Source organism: Pseudonocardia sp. P-1, from assembly GCF_058111925.1.
Map to the genome: position 1 here is coordinate 165,645 of NZ_CM176614.1, position 14,340 is coordinate 179,984.

Below are 14,340 nucleotides of genomic sequence, written 5' to 3' on the forward strand. Positions count from 1 at the left end.
CACCGATGTCCACTCTGGAGATCAAGGACCTGCACGCCTCGGTCGAGACCGAGGACGGCCCCAAGGAGATCCTGCGCGGTGTGAACCTCACCGTCCGCGCGGGCGAGACGCACGCGATCATGGGGCCGAACGGCTCCGGCAAGTCCACGCTGGCCTACGCCATCGCCGGGCACCCGAAGTACACCGTCACCGGTGGCGAGGTGCTGCTGGACGGCGAGAACGTCCTGGAGATGTCGGTCGACGAGCGGGCGCGGGCCGGGCTGTTCCTGGCCATGCAGTACCCGGTCGAGGTCCCGGGCGTGTCGATGGCGAACTTCCTGCGCTCGGCGGCCACCGCCACCCGCGGCGAGGCGCCGAAGCTGCGGACCTGGGTCAAGGAGGTCAAGGAGGCCATGGCCGGCCTCGACATCTCCCCGGAGTTCGCCGACCGCTCGGTCAACGAGGGCTTCTCCGGCGGTGAGAAGAAGCGCCACGAGGTGCTCCAGCTCGAGCTGCTGAACCCGAAGTTCGCCGTGCTCGACGAGACCGACTCCGGCCTCGACGTCGACGCCCTGCGCGTCGTGTCCGAGGGCGTGAACCGGTACCGGTCGAGCGGCGAGACCGGCGTCCTGCTGATCACGCACTACACGCGGATCCTGAACCACATCAAGCCGGACCGCGTGCACGTGTTCGCCGGCGGCCGCGTCGTCGAGTCCGGCGGCCCCGAGCTGGCCGACGAGCTGGAGAAGAACGGCTACGTCCGGTTCACCCAGGCCGACAAGGCGGCGGCGGACCAGAAGGCACTGGCCTGACCATGACCCTCACCCACGGAACCGGGACCACGGCCGGCCACAGTGCCGATGCTCGTTCCGCCGGCGCTGCTCTCGGTGCCGACGCCGTGGCCCGGATCCGGGCGGACTTCCCGATCCTCGCGCGCACCGTGCGCGAGGAGAAGCCGCTGGTCTACCTCGACTCCGGTGCGACCTCCCAGCGGCCGCGCCAGGTGCTCGACGCCGAGCGCACGTTCCTGGAGCGGCACAACGCGGCCGTCCACCGGGGCGCGCACCAGCTCGCCGAGGAGGCCACCGACGCCTACGAGTCCGCCCGGGCACGCATCGCGGCGTTCGTCGGTGCGAACGACGACGAGGTCGTGTTCGTCAAGAACGCGACCGAGGGCATCAACCTGGTCGCCTACGGCCTGGGCAACGCCTCGGTCCGGACCGGGCTCGACGCCGCCTCCGAACGGTTCGCGCTCGGCCCCGGTGACGAGGTCGTCGTCACCGAGCTGGAGCACCACGCGAACCTCATCCCGTGGCAGGAGCTGTGCCGGCGGACCGGCGCGACCCTGCGCTGGTACTCCGTCACCGACGACGGCCGGATCGACCTCGACTCGCTCGAGCTCACCGACCGGACGCGGGTCGTGGCGTTCACCCACCAGTCGAACGTCACCGGCGCCGTCGCGCCGGTCGCGCAGCTGGTGGAGCGGGCCGCCGCGGTCGGCGCGCTGACCGTGCTCGACGCCTGCCAGTCGGTGCCGCACATGCCGGTCGACCTGCACCGGCTCGGGGTGGACTTCGCGGTCTTCTCCGGGCACAAGATGCTCGGGCCCTCCGGGGTCGGCGTCCTCTACGGCCGCCGGGAGCTCCTCGAGGCGCTCCCGCCGTTCCTCACCGGTGGCTCGATGATCGAGACCGTCCGGATGGAGGGCGCGACCTGGGCGCCGCCGCCGCAGAAGTTCGAGGCCGGGGTGCCGATGACGTCGCAGGCCGTCGGCCTCGGCGCCGCGGTCGACTACCTCGGGGCGATCGGGATGGACACCGTCGCCGCGCACGAGGCGTCGCTGACCGCGGCCGCGCTCGAGCAGCTGTCCGCGATCGACGGGCTGCGCATCGTCGGCCCGCCCGGGGCGGAGCTGCGCGGGGGAGCGGTGTCGTTCGTCGTGGACGGCATCCACGCCCACGACCTGTCCCAGGTGCTCGACGACGCCGGTGTCGCCATCCGCGTGGGTCACCACTGCGCCTGGCCGCTGCACCGGCGCTTCGGCATCGTGGCCAGCGCCCGGGCGTCGTTCGCGGTGTACAACACCCTGGACGAGGTCACCGCGCTGGCCGACGGGGTGCGCGCCGCCCAGACGTTCTTCGGGACGGTGTGACGTGCAGCTCCAGCAGATGTACCAGGAGATCATCCTGGACCACTACCGCGACCCGCACGGTGCCGGTCTGCGCGAGCCCTACGACGCCGAGACCCACCACGTGAACCCCACCTGCGGGGACGAGGTCACGCTGCGGGTCAAGGTCGACGGGGACGTGGTCACCGACGTGTCCTACGAGACGCTGGGCTGTTCGATCAGCCAGGCGTCGGTGTCGGTGCTGCACGACCTCGTCGCCGGCAAGCCGGTCGGCGAGGCGTGGAAGATCATGGCGTCGTTCCAGGAGATGGCCCAGGGACGCGGCAGGGTCGAGCCCGACGAGGACGTCATCGGCGACGGCGTGGCCTTCGCCGGCGTCGCCAAGTACCCGGCGCGGGTCAAGTGTGCTCTCCTGGGCTGGATGGCATTCAAGGACGCGGTGAGCCGCACCGACGCCCGCATCGAGAACTCCGAGGGGAGTCCGGCATGAGCGAGACCACCGAACAGAGCACCTCCGAGGACGTGGTGCGCGGCGCGGCGGGCATGCCCGAGCCGCCCGCCCGGGCCGACGCCGGTGACGGCGCGACCCTCGAGGCCCTGGAGGAGGCGATGAAGGACGTCGTCGACCCCGAGCTGGGCATCAACGTCGTCGACCTCGGCCTCGTCTACGGCATCGACCGGGACGGCGGAACCGCCGTCATCGACATGACGCTGACCTCGGCGGCCTGCCCGCTGACCGACGTGATCGAGGAGCAGACCCGCTCCGCGCTCACCGCCGGTCCCGACGGCGGCCTCGTCGACGACGTCCGGATCAACTGGGTCTGGATGCCGCCGTGGGGCCCCGAGAAGATCACCGAGGACGGCCGCGAGCAGCTGCGGGCCCTCGGCTTCCGGGTCTGACGACCCCGCACCGCCCCCGACGGGCCGGATCCCCACCAGGGGGTCCGGCCCGTCGTCGTCTCACGGGAAGTAGACCTCCCGCAGCCGGTCCTCCAGCCCCGCGACGGCGCCGGTGTCGACACCGAGGTGCTCCTCCAGCGCGTCCCGGACCCGGGCGGGGGAGGTGAGGTCGTGCCGCGCCACGTCGCCGTCGGCGGTGCGCACGGTGAGCCGGGTCCCGTCGAGGGTGGTCCGGTGCTCCGGGGTGGTGCGCGCGGCGACGAGCCCGGTCCGGAAGTGCGACGCCGGGTGGTGGGTCAGGTACCAGGAGCCCATCGCGAAGTCGACGTCCGGGGCGGGGACCAGGTCGAAGACGTGCTGGTCGGCCCAGTCACCGCTGCCGCGCCGCTGCAGGACCCAGGCACCGTGGTCGTCGCGGGTATAGCGGTAGGTCGCCTGCGGGGTCGGCTGCTCCAGCCCGGCGACGAGCCGCAGCGCGGTGGTCGGCACCGTCGAGCCGAACCCGGCGTCGACGGTGAAGCGGCCCTGGGTGGTGTCGACGAGGGTGAGCCGGTGGGTGCGCGACGTCGGCGGGTCCGCCGGGGCCAGGCCGAGGCGGACCCGGCCGACGAGCGGGGTGACCTGGTACCCCACCGCGGCCAGCACGTCGTACAGCAGGCGGTTGTGCTCGAAGCACCAGCCGCCGCGCCGGCCGTGCACCAGCTTCGCCGCGACGCCGTCGGAGGTGGTCGGCGGCTCGACACCGGTGAACGGGTCGAGGTTCTCGAACGGGATGGTCGCGTTGTGCGCGGTCACGACCCGGTCGAGCAGCGCCCGGTCCGGTGTCGCCCGGTCGACCGCGAGGAGGTCGAGGTACGCGGCGGCGGAGGTGGTCACCGTGCTCGTCATGGTGCCCGAGGCTGTCACCTCGACCCGGGTTCAGGTCAAGGATCAGCGTTCGCGGGCGCCGCGCAGCGCCCACGCCCGCAGGTGGGAGTAGCCGCGGGTGTGCAGTGTCGCGATCCGCCGCAGGTCGAAGCGCGGGTCATCGCGCAGCGACTCGAACATCTCCTTGTCGACCAGCACCGTGTCCGGGCGGGCCTCGGAGGTGAGCCGGGCCGCGACGTTGACGACCTCGCCGTAGACGTCGCCGTAGCGGGCCAGCACCATGCCGTGGGCGAGGCCGATCCGCAGCTGCGGCAGCGCCGGCTCGGTCCGGACCCGGTCGCGCAGGCCGAGCGCGATGGCCGCGGCGTCGGCGGGGTGCTCGGTGACGTAGAGGACCTCGTCGCCGACGGTCTTGATCACCCGGCCCCGGCCGTTGGCGATGACCTCGGTGGTCACCGAGCCGAACCGCTCGATCATCTCGCCGAGCTCGTCCATCGACCGGCGGCGGGTGGTGCGGGTGAATCCGACCATGTCGGCGAACCCGACCGACAGCGGCCAGGTGTCGGCCGCGATGTCCGCGGCGTCCATCCGCTGCGCCCCCGCGACCCAGCGCGACGCCGTCGCCGCGAGGTGGCGCCGCCACACGTAGGACTGCAGCGACTCCAGCTCGGGCAGCACGTCGGCGGCGAGCCGGGCCGCGTCGCGCGGGGTCAGCTCGCCGATGTGCGCGGCGGCGACCTGGGCGAGCATGCCGATCTGCCACTCGGCGAGCCGCGACAGCGACTGCGCGACCGCGCGGGCGACGGCCTCGCGGGCGTTCTTGTCGGGCAGCCAGTCCCGGGTCAGGCGGGCGACGGTGCTGGCCGCCTCCAGGTCGGCGCGGGTGTAGACGCGGTCCTCCGGATCGGAGTCCGCGAACCCCAGCGCCCGCCAGAGCCGCCCCGACTCCTCCGGGTCGAGCCCCGCGGCCGCCACCAGCTCGTCGCGGGTGAACTCGCGGGGCGCGCCCAGGATGAACTCGTCCAGCGCCCCGTCGTCGATCTCGCTCCAGTCGATCGAGGCGGGGTCGGGCAGCGGACGGGGTGGTCCGGGTACGGACGTCACGCGATCACGTGGTGTGCACGACGAGCACGTCCACGCCGGCACGGCGGGTCGCGTCGGCGGGCACCGAGCCGAGCAGCCGCCCGGAGAAGGTGTTCAGACCGCGGTTGCCGATCACGAGCAGGTCGGCGCTGTGCTCCTTGACCGCCTTGCGGAGGACGTCGACCGGCGCGCCGTCCTCGGCGGAGGTCGAGACGTCCTTCGCGCCGGCGGCGGCGGCCCGGTCGGAGGCCTCGCGCAGCGCCTCCTCGGCGGGGGTCCAGCCGGTGACGAGGAAGGCCTCGTCCTTCAGCGCGTCCTCGGCGGCCGAGGTATCCTCCCGGCTGGCCGGGGTGTAGGCGGAGACGATGACCAGTTTCGCGCCGCTGTCCGCGGCCACCCCGGCTGCGCGCTCGACGGCCGCGAACGACGTCGACGAGCCGTCGGTGCCGACGACGATGGTCTTGTATGCGGACACAGGTGCCTCCCGGGGAACGGTCGCGCGTCGCCGGTCCTGCGGCCGGCGTCACCGCGTGCGACGACGTTACTACGTGGTATCCGATCAACTTGTCCTGAGCCCCTCCCGTCATCGCCCTTTCGAGTGAAATGCGGCGGCTGATCGCAGCATGTGCGCTCGTACGGGTGGCGGAGCGGCCCGGAACACACCGGCCATCCCGGCGAGGGTGCCGGTCAGGTCGTCGCGGCCGGTGAGGAACGCGCGGCCGCTGCGGCCGGCGAAGAACGCGTCGAAGAAGTCCGGCACCAGCTGCGGCGGCATCTCCAGCACGGTGCGCAGCCCGTGGCGGCGCAGGCGGTGCACCGCGCGGGCCGACCGGGGCCAGAGCAGCCGGCGGGCCGCCGTCGTCGCGGCGGCCGGGTCGTGCGGCAGGTGCCGGGCCAGCTCGGCGGCCAGCTTCGGGGCCAGCCCGAGCGCGGGGGCGACGCTGAACCCGGTCGCGGGGTGCACCAGCGGGGTCGCCGCCCCGAACCCGACGGGGTGCCGTGGGCCGCGCGGGGTGTCGACCGGGAAGCGGACGCGCTCGACGGGGGCGGTGTCGGGCACGTCGACGCCCGCCCCGGCGAGCCGGGCCGCGAGCCGGTCGCGCAGCTCGGGCAGCCCCAGCCCCGGCCGTCGTGCCAGGGAGGTCTCCTCCAGCAGGACGGTGCCGTCGCCGTAGGGGACGGCGTAGAGGAACGTCGGCCAGTCCGTCCACCCCGGGCGGTGCGGGCCGGGGGAGCGCCAGTCCATGAAGACGGCCTCGCCGGGCCCCACCACCGGCGCGGCCACCCGCTCGTCGACGACGATGCCCCACGCGGTCTGTTCGGTCCCGCCCGCCGGGCCGGGGCGCAGCCGCGACGGTGCCCCGGTGGCATCGACGACCAGGGCGGCGTCGACGACGCGTGCCGTGTCGTCCCGCGGCGCCCCGCCGTCACCGGGGCCGCCGCTCCCGCCCCGGCCGCCCGGAGGGTGCAGCCGCACCCGGTACCGGTGCCCGTCGGGCCGGACGTCGCCGGCGGCGGCGCGCCCGGGCAGCACCGTGACCCCGGCGAGCCGGGCGTCGAGGTGGGCGCGCAGCCCGGCGGTGTCGAGCACCGCGTACGGGCCCAGCGCGCGGGTGCCACCGCCGGGCAGCACGGCCACCGCCTCCGGCCGGGTCGCGACCATCGCCGCGGGCAGGTGCGGGGGAGCTCCTCGGGCCACGCGCAGTAGGTGGCCGTCCACGCCCGCTCCGGGGCGGGGTCGGCGAGCGTGGTGCGCAGCCCGGCCTCCGCGCACGCCGCCGCGAGCGCCCGCCCGGCCGGACCACCGCCGAGCACCAGCACGTCGGCCACCGTCGTTCCGGGGGCACCCGACCGGCTCGACGACGCCGTCCCGCTCCTCGTCCCCGTCATCGCGGGCCCGGCCGGTGCCGGCCGGCGGACAGGCTGCCGCCGTCGATCCGCAGGGTGGCCCCGGTGACCCAGGACGCGGCGTCGGAGACGAGGAACGCCACCGCCTCGGCGACGTCCGCGGGCTCGCCGAGACGCCCCAGCGGGTAGCCCGCGACGACGGACGCCTCGTCGTGGGCGTAGAGCGCCTCGGCGAACCTCGTCCGCACCACGGCGGGGGCGACGGCGTTGACCCGGACGCCGGGGCCGAGCTGGCCGGCCAGCTCCTCGGTCAGGGTGAGCAGCGCGGCCTTCGACGCGCCGTAGGCCCCGATGACGCCGGTGGGCCGCAACGCCGCGACCGAGGCGACGTTGACGACGGCGCCGCCGTGCGCGCCCATCCACACCCGGTGCGCCTGCTGGACGAACCCGAGCGCGGCGACCACGTTGACGTCGAGGACCCTGCGGACGGCGTCGAGGTCGGCCTCGACCAGCGGCCCGTGCTGGGGGTTGATCCCGGCGTTGTTGACCAGCACGTCCAGCGAGCCGAACGCGGCCACCGTCGCCTCCGCCGCGGCGGCCCGGTGCGCCGCGTCCCCGACGTTGCCGGCGACGGCGAGCACCCGGCCGGTGCCGACCCCCGCGCCCGCCGCGAGCCCCGACGCCGCCGCGTCGAGCTCCGGGGCGCGCCGGCCGGTGATCGTCACCGACGCGCCGCGCGCCAGCAGCGCGGCGGCGACGCCATACCCGATGCCCCGCGAGGCGCCGGTGACCAGTGCCGCCCGACCGGCCAGGGAGGTGAGATCGGTCATGGGGCCCGACCCTACGTGGGGAATCCGGTGGACCCGGCCGGTACTGTGGACCCGTGATCCTGATCGAGTAGACCGGCGCACCCGGGCACCGCCGTGCCCGCACCCCGGTCCTCTCAGCGTCACTCCTCGTCCTCCGTCTGGAGCTCCTCCACGTGATCACCACGACCGACCTCGAACTGCGCGCCGGATCCCGCATCCTGCTCTCCGGTGCCACCCTGCGGGTGCAGCCCGGCGACCGGATCGGTCTGGTCGGGCGCAACGGCGCCGGCAAGACCACCTCGATGCGGGTGCTGGCCGGCGAGGGCGAGCCGTACTCCGGGCAGCGGAGCGCGAACTCCCCGGTCGGCTACCTGCCGCAGGACCCGCGCGAGGGCGACCTGTCGGTCACGGCCAAGGACCGGGTGCTCTCGGCCCGCGGCCTGGACGTGCTGCTGGCGAAGATGGAGAAGGCGCAGACGGCGATGGCCGAGCTGGCCGACCCGGCCGCGAACGACAAGGCGGTGCGCGAGTACGGGCGGCTCGAGGAACGGTTCTCCGCCCTCGGCGGCTACGCCGCGGAGTCCGAGGCCGCGCGGATCTGTACCCACCTGGGGCTGCCCGAGCGGGTGCTGGCCCAGCCGATGCGCACGCTCTCGGGCGGTCAGCGCCGGCGCGTGGAGCTGGCCCGGATCCTGTTCGCCGCCTCCGACGGCGGGTCGCAGTCGGCGACCACGCTGCTGCTCGACGAGCCCACCAACCACCTCGACGCCGACTCGATCACCTGGCTGCGCGGGTTCCTGCAGCAGCACGAGGGCGGTCTGGTCGTCATCAGTCACGACACCGACCTGCTGGCCGCGGTGGTGAACAAGGTCTGGTTCCTCGACGCGACCCGCGGCGAGGCCGACCAGTACAACATGGACTGGAAGCGCTACCTGGAGGCGCGCTCCACCGACGAGAAGCGTCGTCGCCGCGAGCGGGCCAACGCCGAGAAGAAGGCGTCCGCGCTGCACGTCCAGGCCGCCAAGATGGGCGCGAAGGCCACCAAGGCCGTCGCCGCCAAGAACATGGCCCGCCGGGCCGACGCCCTGCTCGCCGGTCTCGACGACGAGCGTCAGGCCGACCGCGTCGCGCACATCCGGTTCCCGACCCCGGCGCCCTGCGGGCGCACCCCGCTCACCGCGGAGAACCTGTCCAAGGCCTACGGGTCGCTGGAGGTGTTCACCGGGGTGGACCTCGCGGTGGACCGCGGGTCGAAGGTCGTGGTGCTGGGCTTCAACGGCGCCGGCAAGACCACGCTGCTGCGGATCCTGGCCGGCACCGAGGAGTCCGACTCCGGCGGGGTCGTGCCCGGCCACGGGCTGCGACGGGGCTACTTCGCCCAGGAGCACGACACGCTCGACATGGACGCCTCGGTCTGGGACAACATCCGCCACGCCAGCCCGGACGCCGCCGAGCAGCAGCTGCGGACCCTGCTCGGGTCGTTCATGTTCTCCGGGGAGCAGCTCCAGCAGCCCGCCGGGACGCTGTCCGGCGGTGAGCGGACCCGGCTCGCCCTGGCCGGTCTGGTGTCCTCGGCGGCGAACGTGCTGCTGCTCGACGAGCCGACGAACAACCTGGACCCGGCCAGCCGCGAGCAGGTGCTCGACGCGCTGCGCCGCTTCGAGGGCGCCGTCGTGCTCGTCACCCACGACCCGGGTGCGGTCGAGGCGCTGGAGCCGGACCGGGTGATCGTCCTGCCCGACGGCACCGAGGACCACTGGTCGGCCGACTACCTGGAACTGGTCCAGCTCGCGTGACCGGTCACCGCACGCAGCGGTGATCACCCGACCGGACCACCAAGATCATTGGAAGTGTCCGGGCCGTACCGCGTGTGGCTCCCGGAATCGTGCACTACCCGTTCCGACGGGGTAATCCTCTGCGCTGCTCGACGGATGACGATTCCGAACGGTACGCGCGGTGCTGCGCCGTTCGGGGTAACCGTTCGCCGATCGCATTTTCCGCGTTCTGGTCATAAATGGTCAACTGGATCATCATGGCCTGATCGTCGCGCCAGATGCGGCGGTCCGCGGGGGCATCCGCGGAGGGGATGAGGAGGGCCGATGGCCGAGCTGAAGAAGGGCGCCCGGATCACCGGGACGCAGCGGGGCAAACTCGCCGCCGACCTGAAGAAGAAGTACGAGAAGGGCGCCAGCATCCGTTCGCTGGCCGAGCAGACCGGGCGGTCGTACGGCTTCGTCCACCGGGTCCTGTCCGAGACGGGTGTGACGTTGCGCGGGCGTGGCGGCGCCACCCGTACCAAGAAGAAGTAGTCCTCTCGTCGGCGCCGCCGACCGGGTCGAGCAGCGAGCCCGGGGCGGCGTCGTCGTGTGTCCGGGGTGTGTCGTGGGGCGCCGCGCGCGGGACCACCGCGCCCGCCCGCCGTACGCGCCGTAACGTGAACCCTCGCCGTCCACCACCGGCGAAGGGGAACACCGTTGGATCGCCCGCTCGCTCTGATGCGCGGGGTCATCCGGGGGGCGGACTCGACGTCCATCCGCCGTGGCACCATCGCGCGGGGCACCTGGCCCCGGATCTGGGGCTTCGTCCGGCCCTACCGCCGCTGGCTGCTGTCCTACCTGGCCCTGACCACCGTCACCGCCGTGATCGGCGTCGCGACGCCGGTGCTGGCCGGGCGCGTGGTCAACACGATCGTCGCGGCGAACGAGCTGCCCGACGCCGCCCGCGTCGTGATGGTGATCGCCGGGGCGATCGCCGGGATGGCCGTCCTGGAGGCGTTGGTCGGGCTCGCCGGCCGCTGGTTCTCCGCGCGGCTCGGCGAGGGACTCATCGAGGACCTGCGGGTGGCGGTGTTCCGTCACGTCCAGTCGATGCCGCTGGCGTTCTTCGCCCGCACCCGGACCGGGGCGCTGGTCAGCAGGCTCAACAACGACGTGATCGGCGCCCAGACCGCCATCACCGGCACCCTGTCCACGGTGCTGTCCAACAGCATCCAGCTCGTGCTGGCCATCGCGGTCATGATCGGTCTGGCCTGGCAGGTCACCGTGCTGGCGATGCTGCTGCTGCCGGTGTTCGTGCTCCCGGCCCGGCGGATGGGGACCTGGCTCGCCGAGCTGCGCCGCGAGGCCGCCGAGCTCAACGCCACCATGGGTAACCAGATGACCGAGCGCTTCTCCGCGCCCGGCGCCACCCTGGTGAAGCTGTTCGGCGACCCCGACTCCGAGGCCGCGGTCTTCCGGGGCCAGGTGTCGCGGGTGCGCGACATCGGTGTCCGGTCGGCGATGGTGTCGCGGTTGTTCGTCACCGCGCTGCAGCTGGTGTCTGCGCTGGCCCAGGCCATGATCTACGGCCTCGGCGGCTACCTCGCGGTGACCGGGGCGATCCCGGCGGGCACCGTCGTCGCGCTCGGGCTGCTGCTGACCCGGCTCTACACCCCGATGACGGCGCTGGCCAACGCCCGCGTCGACGTGATGACCGCGCTGGTCGCCTTCGAGCGGGTCTTCGAGGTGCTCGACCTGCGCCCGATGCTGACCGAGCGACCCGACCCGGCCGTGCTGCCCGACGGCCCCGTCGACGTCGCCCTGCGCGGGGTCCGGTTCACCTACCCCAGCGCCACCGACGTCTCCCTGGCTTCGCTGGAGGAGGTCGCGGTGCTCGACCAGCGGGTCAACACCGAGGTGCTGCACGGCGTCGACCTGCACGTCCACGGCGGCGGGCTGCTGGCCCTGGTCGGGTCGTCCGGGGCCGGGAAGTCCACGCTCGCCTCGCTGGTCCCCCGTCTCTACGACGTCGACGCCGGCTCGGTCGAGTTGTCCGGGGTGGACGTGCGGGACCTGTCGTTCGCCACGCTGCGCGGCGCCGTCGGGATGGTCACCCAGGACGGGCACCTGTTCCACGACACCATCGCCGGCAACCTGCGCTATGCCTCGCCCGACGCCACCGACGACGAGATGATCGACGCACTGCGCCGCGCCCGGCTCGGCGACCTGCTCGACACGCTGCCCGACGGCCTCGACACGGTGGTGGGGGAGCGCGGCTACCGTCTGTCCGGCGGTGAGCGCCAGCGCCTGACCATCGCCCGGCTGCTGCTGGCCCGCCCGCGGGTGGTGATCCTCGACGAGGCCACCGCGCACCTCGACTCCGAGTCCGAGGCCGCGGTGCAGGAGGCGCTGGCCGAGGCGCTGGTCGGGCGGACCGCGATCGTCATCGCGCACCGGCTGTCCACCGTGCGGGCGGCCGACCGGATCGCGGTGCTGGAGGGCGGGCAGGTCGTCGAGTCCGGCACCCACGACGAGCTGCTGGCCGCCGACGGCCGCTACGCCACGCTCTACCGGACCCAGTTCCTCCCGGCGGCGACGACCGCGGGCTGAGCCACGCCGGCTGGCCCGGCGCTCAGGCCAGGCCCGCCAGCGGGTCCGCCACCTCGGCACCGGGCTCGGCCACCGCGGCGACGGCGGCGAACAGCAGCGCGACGCCGACCGCGCCGGGATCCGGCGCGCCCTTCGCGCGCTCGCCGACGTAGGACGCGCGGCCGTGCCGGGCCGCGAGCTCCGCGGTCCGCTCGGCGCCGTCGAGGGCCGCGGCCGCCGCGGCGGCGTACCCCGAACGGTCGAGCGCGGTCACGGCCGGGGCCAGCGCGTCGACCATCGTCCGGTCGCCCACCTCGGCCTCGCCGACCCGCTGGATCGCGGTCAGCCCGGCCCGGGCGCCCGCGGCGAACGCGGCCGCGTCGGCCGAGCCGTAGGACAGCGCGCGGGCGATCTCGGAGAACAGCAGGCCCAGCAGCGGGCCGCTGGTGCCGCCGACCTCGTCGAGGAAGACCTCGCCGAGCGCGCCGAACCCGCGCTGTGGTCCGCGCCCGGCCGACGCGACGGCCAGCCGGACCCCGGCGCGCAGGTTGTCGCCGTAGTCGCCGTCGCCGGAGTGCTGGTCGAGGTCGGTGAGCACGCCGTGGCCGTCCTCGACGGCCCGGGCGAAGCGGGCCAGCACGGCGTCCTGGTCGAGGGGGTGGCCGGTCATGAGGTCTCCGTCCGGGGGAAGGCGGCCGTCTGCGCCGGCGCGGCCCACAGGGCCGTCCACTCCGGGCGCATCCGGGTCAGGGTGAGCGAGAACCCGGCCATGTCCAGGGCGGGGACGAACGTGCCGACGAGCAGGCCCACCCGCTCCAGCCCGCGCGCCTCCAGCCCGGCGGCGGCCAGCTCGGCGAGCACGTAGAGCTCCAGCAGTGCCGTGCCCCCCATGCCGTTGACGACCAGGACGACCTGGTCGGGGCCGTCGGGCAGGCCCGCGACGACCTCGTCGAGCATCCGGTCGACGAGCTCCTCGGTGGGCGGCCGGTCGACCGAGTGCCGGGCCCGCTCGCCGTGGATGCCGACGCCGTAGTCGAGCTGCCCGTCGAGGGCGAACGCGGGCTCCCCGGTGCGCATCGAGGTCTGCGCGCGGGAGGCGACGGCGAGGCTGCGCGAGGCGGCGGCGACGTCCGCACCGAGCGTCGCGAGCTCGGCCAGCCCGGCGCCGGTGTCCGCGGCGGCGCCGAGGATCTTCTCGACGACGACGGTCGCCGCGGTCCCGCGCCGCCCGGTCGCGGTGTCGAGCCCGTCGGTGGCCAGGTCGTCGTCGACGAGGACGCGGGCGACGTCGACGCCCTCCATCCGCAGCCGCTCCGCGGCGATGCCGAAGTTGATCCGGTCGCCGGTGTAGTTCTTGACGATGTGGATCACCCCGTCCGGGCCCGCCGCGGCCCGGGACGCGTACAGCACGGCCTTGTTGTGCGGGGAGGTGAACACCGGCCCGGGGGCGACGGCGTCGAGCATCCCGCGGCCGAGGAACCCGGCGTGCAGCGGCTCGTGACCGGAACCCCCGCCGGAGACCAGCCCGACCCGCCTGCCGGGTGCCCGGTGGCGCGCGAGGAGGTGGATCGGGTCCTCGTGCAGCGCGACGAGGTCGGGGTGGGCCCGGGCGAACCCGCGGACGGCGGCCGGGACGGGGTCGTCGCCCGCCGGGTGGAAGGGGAACGGCATGGCGCCGATCATGCTGGCCGGGGGCGGTCAGCGCATCAACGGCGCGCGGACGGCGTTCTCCACGAGGTCGAGCACCGGGCCGAGGTCGTCGGCGGGCAGCCCCATCGCCAGGTGCGAGACCAGCCCCTCCAGCACCAGCTCCAGGTACTGGGCGAGCACCGGCACCGGCACGTCGTCGCGCAGCGCGCCGGCCGCGGCCTGGCGTTCCAGCCGGGCCCGGGTCGCGGCGGTCAGCGCGCCGGAGTGCTCCTGCCAGCGGGCCCGGAACTCCGGCTCGGTGCGCAGCCGTCGGGAGACCTCCAGGCGGGTGCCCAGCCAGCTGCGGTCCGAGCCGCCGCGCAGCAGGTCGCGCATCACCTGCACCAGGCCCTGCTCGGCGACGACGTCGGCCATCCGGGTGGCGTCCTGCTCGGCCAGGGCCAGGAACAGCGCCTCCTTGTCCCGGAAGTAGTGGAAGATCGCGCCACGGGACAGCCCGGTGTACTCCTCGAGCCGCCGGACGGTGGCGCCCTCGTAGCCGTGGTCGGCGAAGCAGGTCCGGGCACCGGTGAGGATCTGCTGCCGGCGTGCGGCGAGCTGGTCGGTGCTGACACGGGGCATGCCCCCAGTATTCCGTACGCTTGTCCTGCATGTGGGGACGGTAGTGTCGCCGGTCACCGGCGGTGCCGGCGACCATGATTTCATCGCGTGCGGGTGTCACACGGCGGGG

Annotated in this window: 15 protein-coding genes; 7 read left to right on the top strand and 8 right to left on the bottom strand. The window is 74.2% G+C overall.

Features of this window, described 5'->3' with window-relative positions; genetic code table 11:
- Window positions 1-5: 5 nt before the first annotated feature.
- From sufC to AC0GKK_RS00790, 4 genes are read left to right on the top strand one after another with little or no spacing between them, the layout of a single operon-like run.
- The gene (sufC, locus tag AC0GKK_RS00775; RefSeq protein ID WP_253067930.1) at window positions 6-791 is read left to right on the top strand and encodes a Fe-S cluster assembly ATPase SufC; all 786 of its coding nucleotides are present in this window, start codon (window positions 6-8) and stop codon (window positions 789-791) included.
- A gap of 2 nt (window positions 792-793) precedes the next feature.
- On the top strand, window positions 794-2,131 hold the full coding sequence (locus AC0GKK_RS00780) for a cysteine desulfurase (RefSeq protein WP_489882902.1): 1,338 nt from the start codon (window positions 794-796) through the stop codon (window positions 2,129-2,131).
- Window position 2,132: 1 nt separating this feature from the next.
- Complete coding sequence (gene sufU / locus AC0GKK_RS00785; RefSeq protein ID WP_062395379.1) at window positions 2,133-2,597, top strand: Fe-S cluster assembly sulfur transfer protein SufU; 465 nt, start codon at window positions 2,133-2,135, stop codon at window positions 2,595-2,597.
- On the top strand, window positions 2,594-3,007 hold the full coding sequence (locus tag AC0GKK_RS00790) for a metal-sulfur cluster assembly factor (protein ID WP_020624271.1): 414 nt from the start codon (window positions 2,594-2,596) through the stop codon (window positions 3,005-3,007). The genes sufU and AC0GKK_RS00790 overlap by 4 nt, the downstream gene beginning before the upstream one ends.
- Window positions 3,008-3,067: 60 nt before the next feature.
- Here the strand turns inward: AC0GKK_RS00790 and AC0GKK_RS00795 are convergent, their stop codons facing one another.
- The 5 genes from AC0GKK_RS00795 to AC0GKK_RS00815 all read right to left on the bottom strand — a co-directional run bounded on the left by AC0GKK_RS00795 (window position 3,068) and on the right by AC0GKK_RS00815 (window position 7,635).
- The gene (locus tag AC0GKK_RS00795; RefSeq protein WP_489882903.1) at window positions 3,068-3,895 is read right to left on the bottom strand and encodes an arylamine N-acetyltransferase family protein; all 828 of its coding nucleotides are present in this window, start codon (window positions 3,893-3,895) and stop codon (window positions 3,068-3,070) included.
- Window positions 3,896-3,937: 42 nt separating this feature from the next.
- Window positions 3,938-4,978 carry an adenylate/guanylate cyclase domain-containing protein gene (locus tag AC0GKK_RS00800; protein WP_489882904.1) on the bottom strand — a complete coding sequence of 347 codons (1,041 nt, stop codon included), beginning with the start codon at window positions 4,976-4,978 and terminating at the stop codon, window positions 3,938-3,940.
- Window positions 4,979-4,982: 4 nt separating this feature from the next.
- Entirely contained in the window at window positions 4,983-5,432 is a 450-nt protein-coding gene (locus AC0GKK_RS00805; protein ID WP_476651566.1) for a universal stress protein, read from the bottom strand.
- A 108-nt stretch (window positions 5,433-5,540) separates the two neighbouring features.
- On the bottom strand, window positions 5,541-6,677 hold the full coding sequence (locus AC0GKK_RS00810) for a lycopene cyclase family protein (protein ID WP_489882905.1): 1,137 nt from the start codon (window positions 6,675-6,677) through the stop codon (window positions 5,541-5,543).
- 166 nt (window positions 6,678-6,843) lie between these two features.
- Window positions 6,844-7,635: an SDR family oxidoreductase gene (locus AC0GKK_RS00815; RefSeq protein ID WP_405416894.1), complete on the bottom strand. Its 792-nt coding sequence runs from the start codon at window positions 7,633-7,635 to the stop codon at window positions 6,844-6,846.
- A gap of 152 nt (window positions 7,636-7,787) precedes the next feature.
- On the opposite strand from AC0GKK_RS00815, the gene AC0GKK_RS00820 reads away from it, so the two are divergent.
- The 3 genes from AC0GKK_RS00820 (at window position 7,788) to AC0GKK_RS00830 (ending at window position 11,981) form a co-directional block, all read left to right on the top strand.
- Window positions 7,788-9,410 (top strand): ABC-F family ATP-binding cassette domain-containing protein, encoded by a 1,623-nt coding sequence (locus tag AC0GKK_RS00820; RefSeq protein ID WP_062395368.1) that lies wholly within the window; start codon window positions 7,788-7,790, stop codon window positions 9,408-9,410.
- Between the two features lie 303 nt (window positions 9,411-9,713).
- The gene (locus AC0GKK_RS00825; RefSeq protein ID WP_010240451.1) at window positions 9,714-9,923 is read left to right on the top strand and encodes a helix-turn-helix domain-containing protein; all 210 of its coding nucleotides are present in this window, start codon (window positions 9,714-9,716) and stop codon (window positions 9,921-9,923) included.
- A gap of 186 nt (window positions 9,924-10,109) precedes the next feature.
- Window positions 10,110-11,981, top strand: a complete 1,872-nt coding sequence (locus AC0GKK_RS00830) for an ABC transporter ATP-binding protein (protein ID WP_489882906.1) — start codon at window positions 10,110-10,112, stop codon at window positions 11,979-11,981.
- Between the two features lie 22 nt (window positions 11,982-12,003).
- Here AC0GKK_RS00830 and AC0GKK_RS00835 read toward each other — a convergent pair whose 3' ends face one another.
- The 3 genes from AC0GKK_RS00835 to AC0GKK_RS00845 are packed head-to-tail and all read right to left on the bottom strand — an operon-like array spanning window position 12,004 to window position 14,231.
- The gene (locus AC0GKK_RS00835; protein WP_346103675.1) at window positions 12,004-12,630 is read right to left on the bottom strand and encodes a DAK2 domain-containing protein; all 627 of its coding nucleotides are present in this window, start codon (window positions 12,628-12,630) and stop codon (window positions 12,004-12,006) included.
- Entirely contained in the window at window positions 12,627-13,631 is a 1,005-nt protein-coding gene (locus tag AC0GKK_RS00840; protein WP_405416898.1) for a dihydroxyacetone kinase subunit DhaK, read from the bottom strand. The genes AC0GKK_RS00835 and AC0GKK_RS00840 overlap by 4 nt, the downstream gene beginning before the upstream one ends.
- Window positions 13,632-13,658: 27 nt before the next feature.
- On the bottom strand, window positions 13,659-14,231 hold the full coding sequence (locus AC0GKK_RS00845) for a TetR/AcrR family transcriptional regulator (protein ID WP_226357288.1): 573 nt from the start codon (window positions 14,229-14,231) through the stop codon (window positions 13,659-13,661).
- Window positions 14,232-14,340: the final 109 nt, after the last annotated feature.

Bases quoted from the DNA above. Each gene is read 5' to 3' on its own strand.
- sufC (WP_253067930.1), top strand. From the start codon at position 6: ATGTCCACTCTGGAGATCAAGGACCTGCACGCCTCGGTCGAGACCGAG.
- AC0GKK_RS00780 (WP_489882902.1), top strand. From the start codon at position 794: ATGACCCTCACCCACGGAACCGGGACCACGGCCGGCCACAGTGCCGAT.
- AC0GKK_RS00790 (WP_020624271.1), top strand. From the start codon at position 2,594: ATGAGCGAGACCACCGAACAGAGCACCTCCGAGGACGTGGTGCGCGGC.
- AC0GKK_RS00795 (WP_489882903.1), bottom strand. From the start codon at position 3,895: ATGACGAGCACGGTGACCACCTCCGCCGCCGCGTACCTCGACCTCCTC.
- AC0GKK_RS00815 (WP_405416894.1), bottom strand. From the start codon at position 7,635: ATGACCGATCTCACCTCCCTGGCCGGTCGGGCGGCACTGGTCACCGGC.
- AC0GKK_RS00825 (WP_010240451.1), top strand. From the start codon at position 9,714: ATGGCCGAGCTGAAGAAGGGCGCCCGGATCACCGGGACGCAGCGGGGC.
- AC0GKK_RS00830 (WP_489882906.1), top strand. From the start codon at position 10,110: ATGCGCGGGGTCATCCGGGGGGCGGACTCGACGTCCATCCGCCGTGGC.
- AC0GKK_RS00835 (WP_346103675.1), bottom strand. From the start codon at position 12,630: ATGACCGGCCACCCCCTCGACCAGGACGCCGTGCTGGCCCGCTTCGCC.
- AC0GKK_RS00840 (WP_405416898.1), bottom strand. From the start codon at position 13,631: ATGCCGTTCCCCTTCCACCCGGCGGGCGACGACCCCGTCCCGGCCGCC.
- AC0GKK_RS00845 (WP_226357288.1), bottom strand. From the start codon at position 14,231: ATGCCCCGTGTCAGCACCGACCAGCTCGCCGCACGCCGGCAGCAGATC.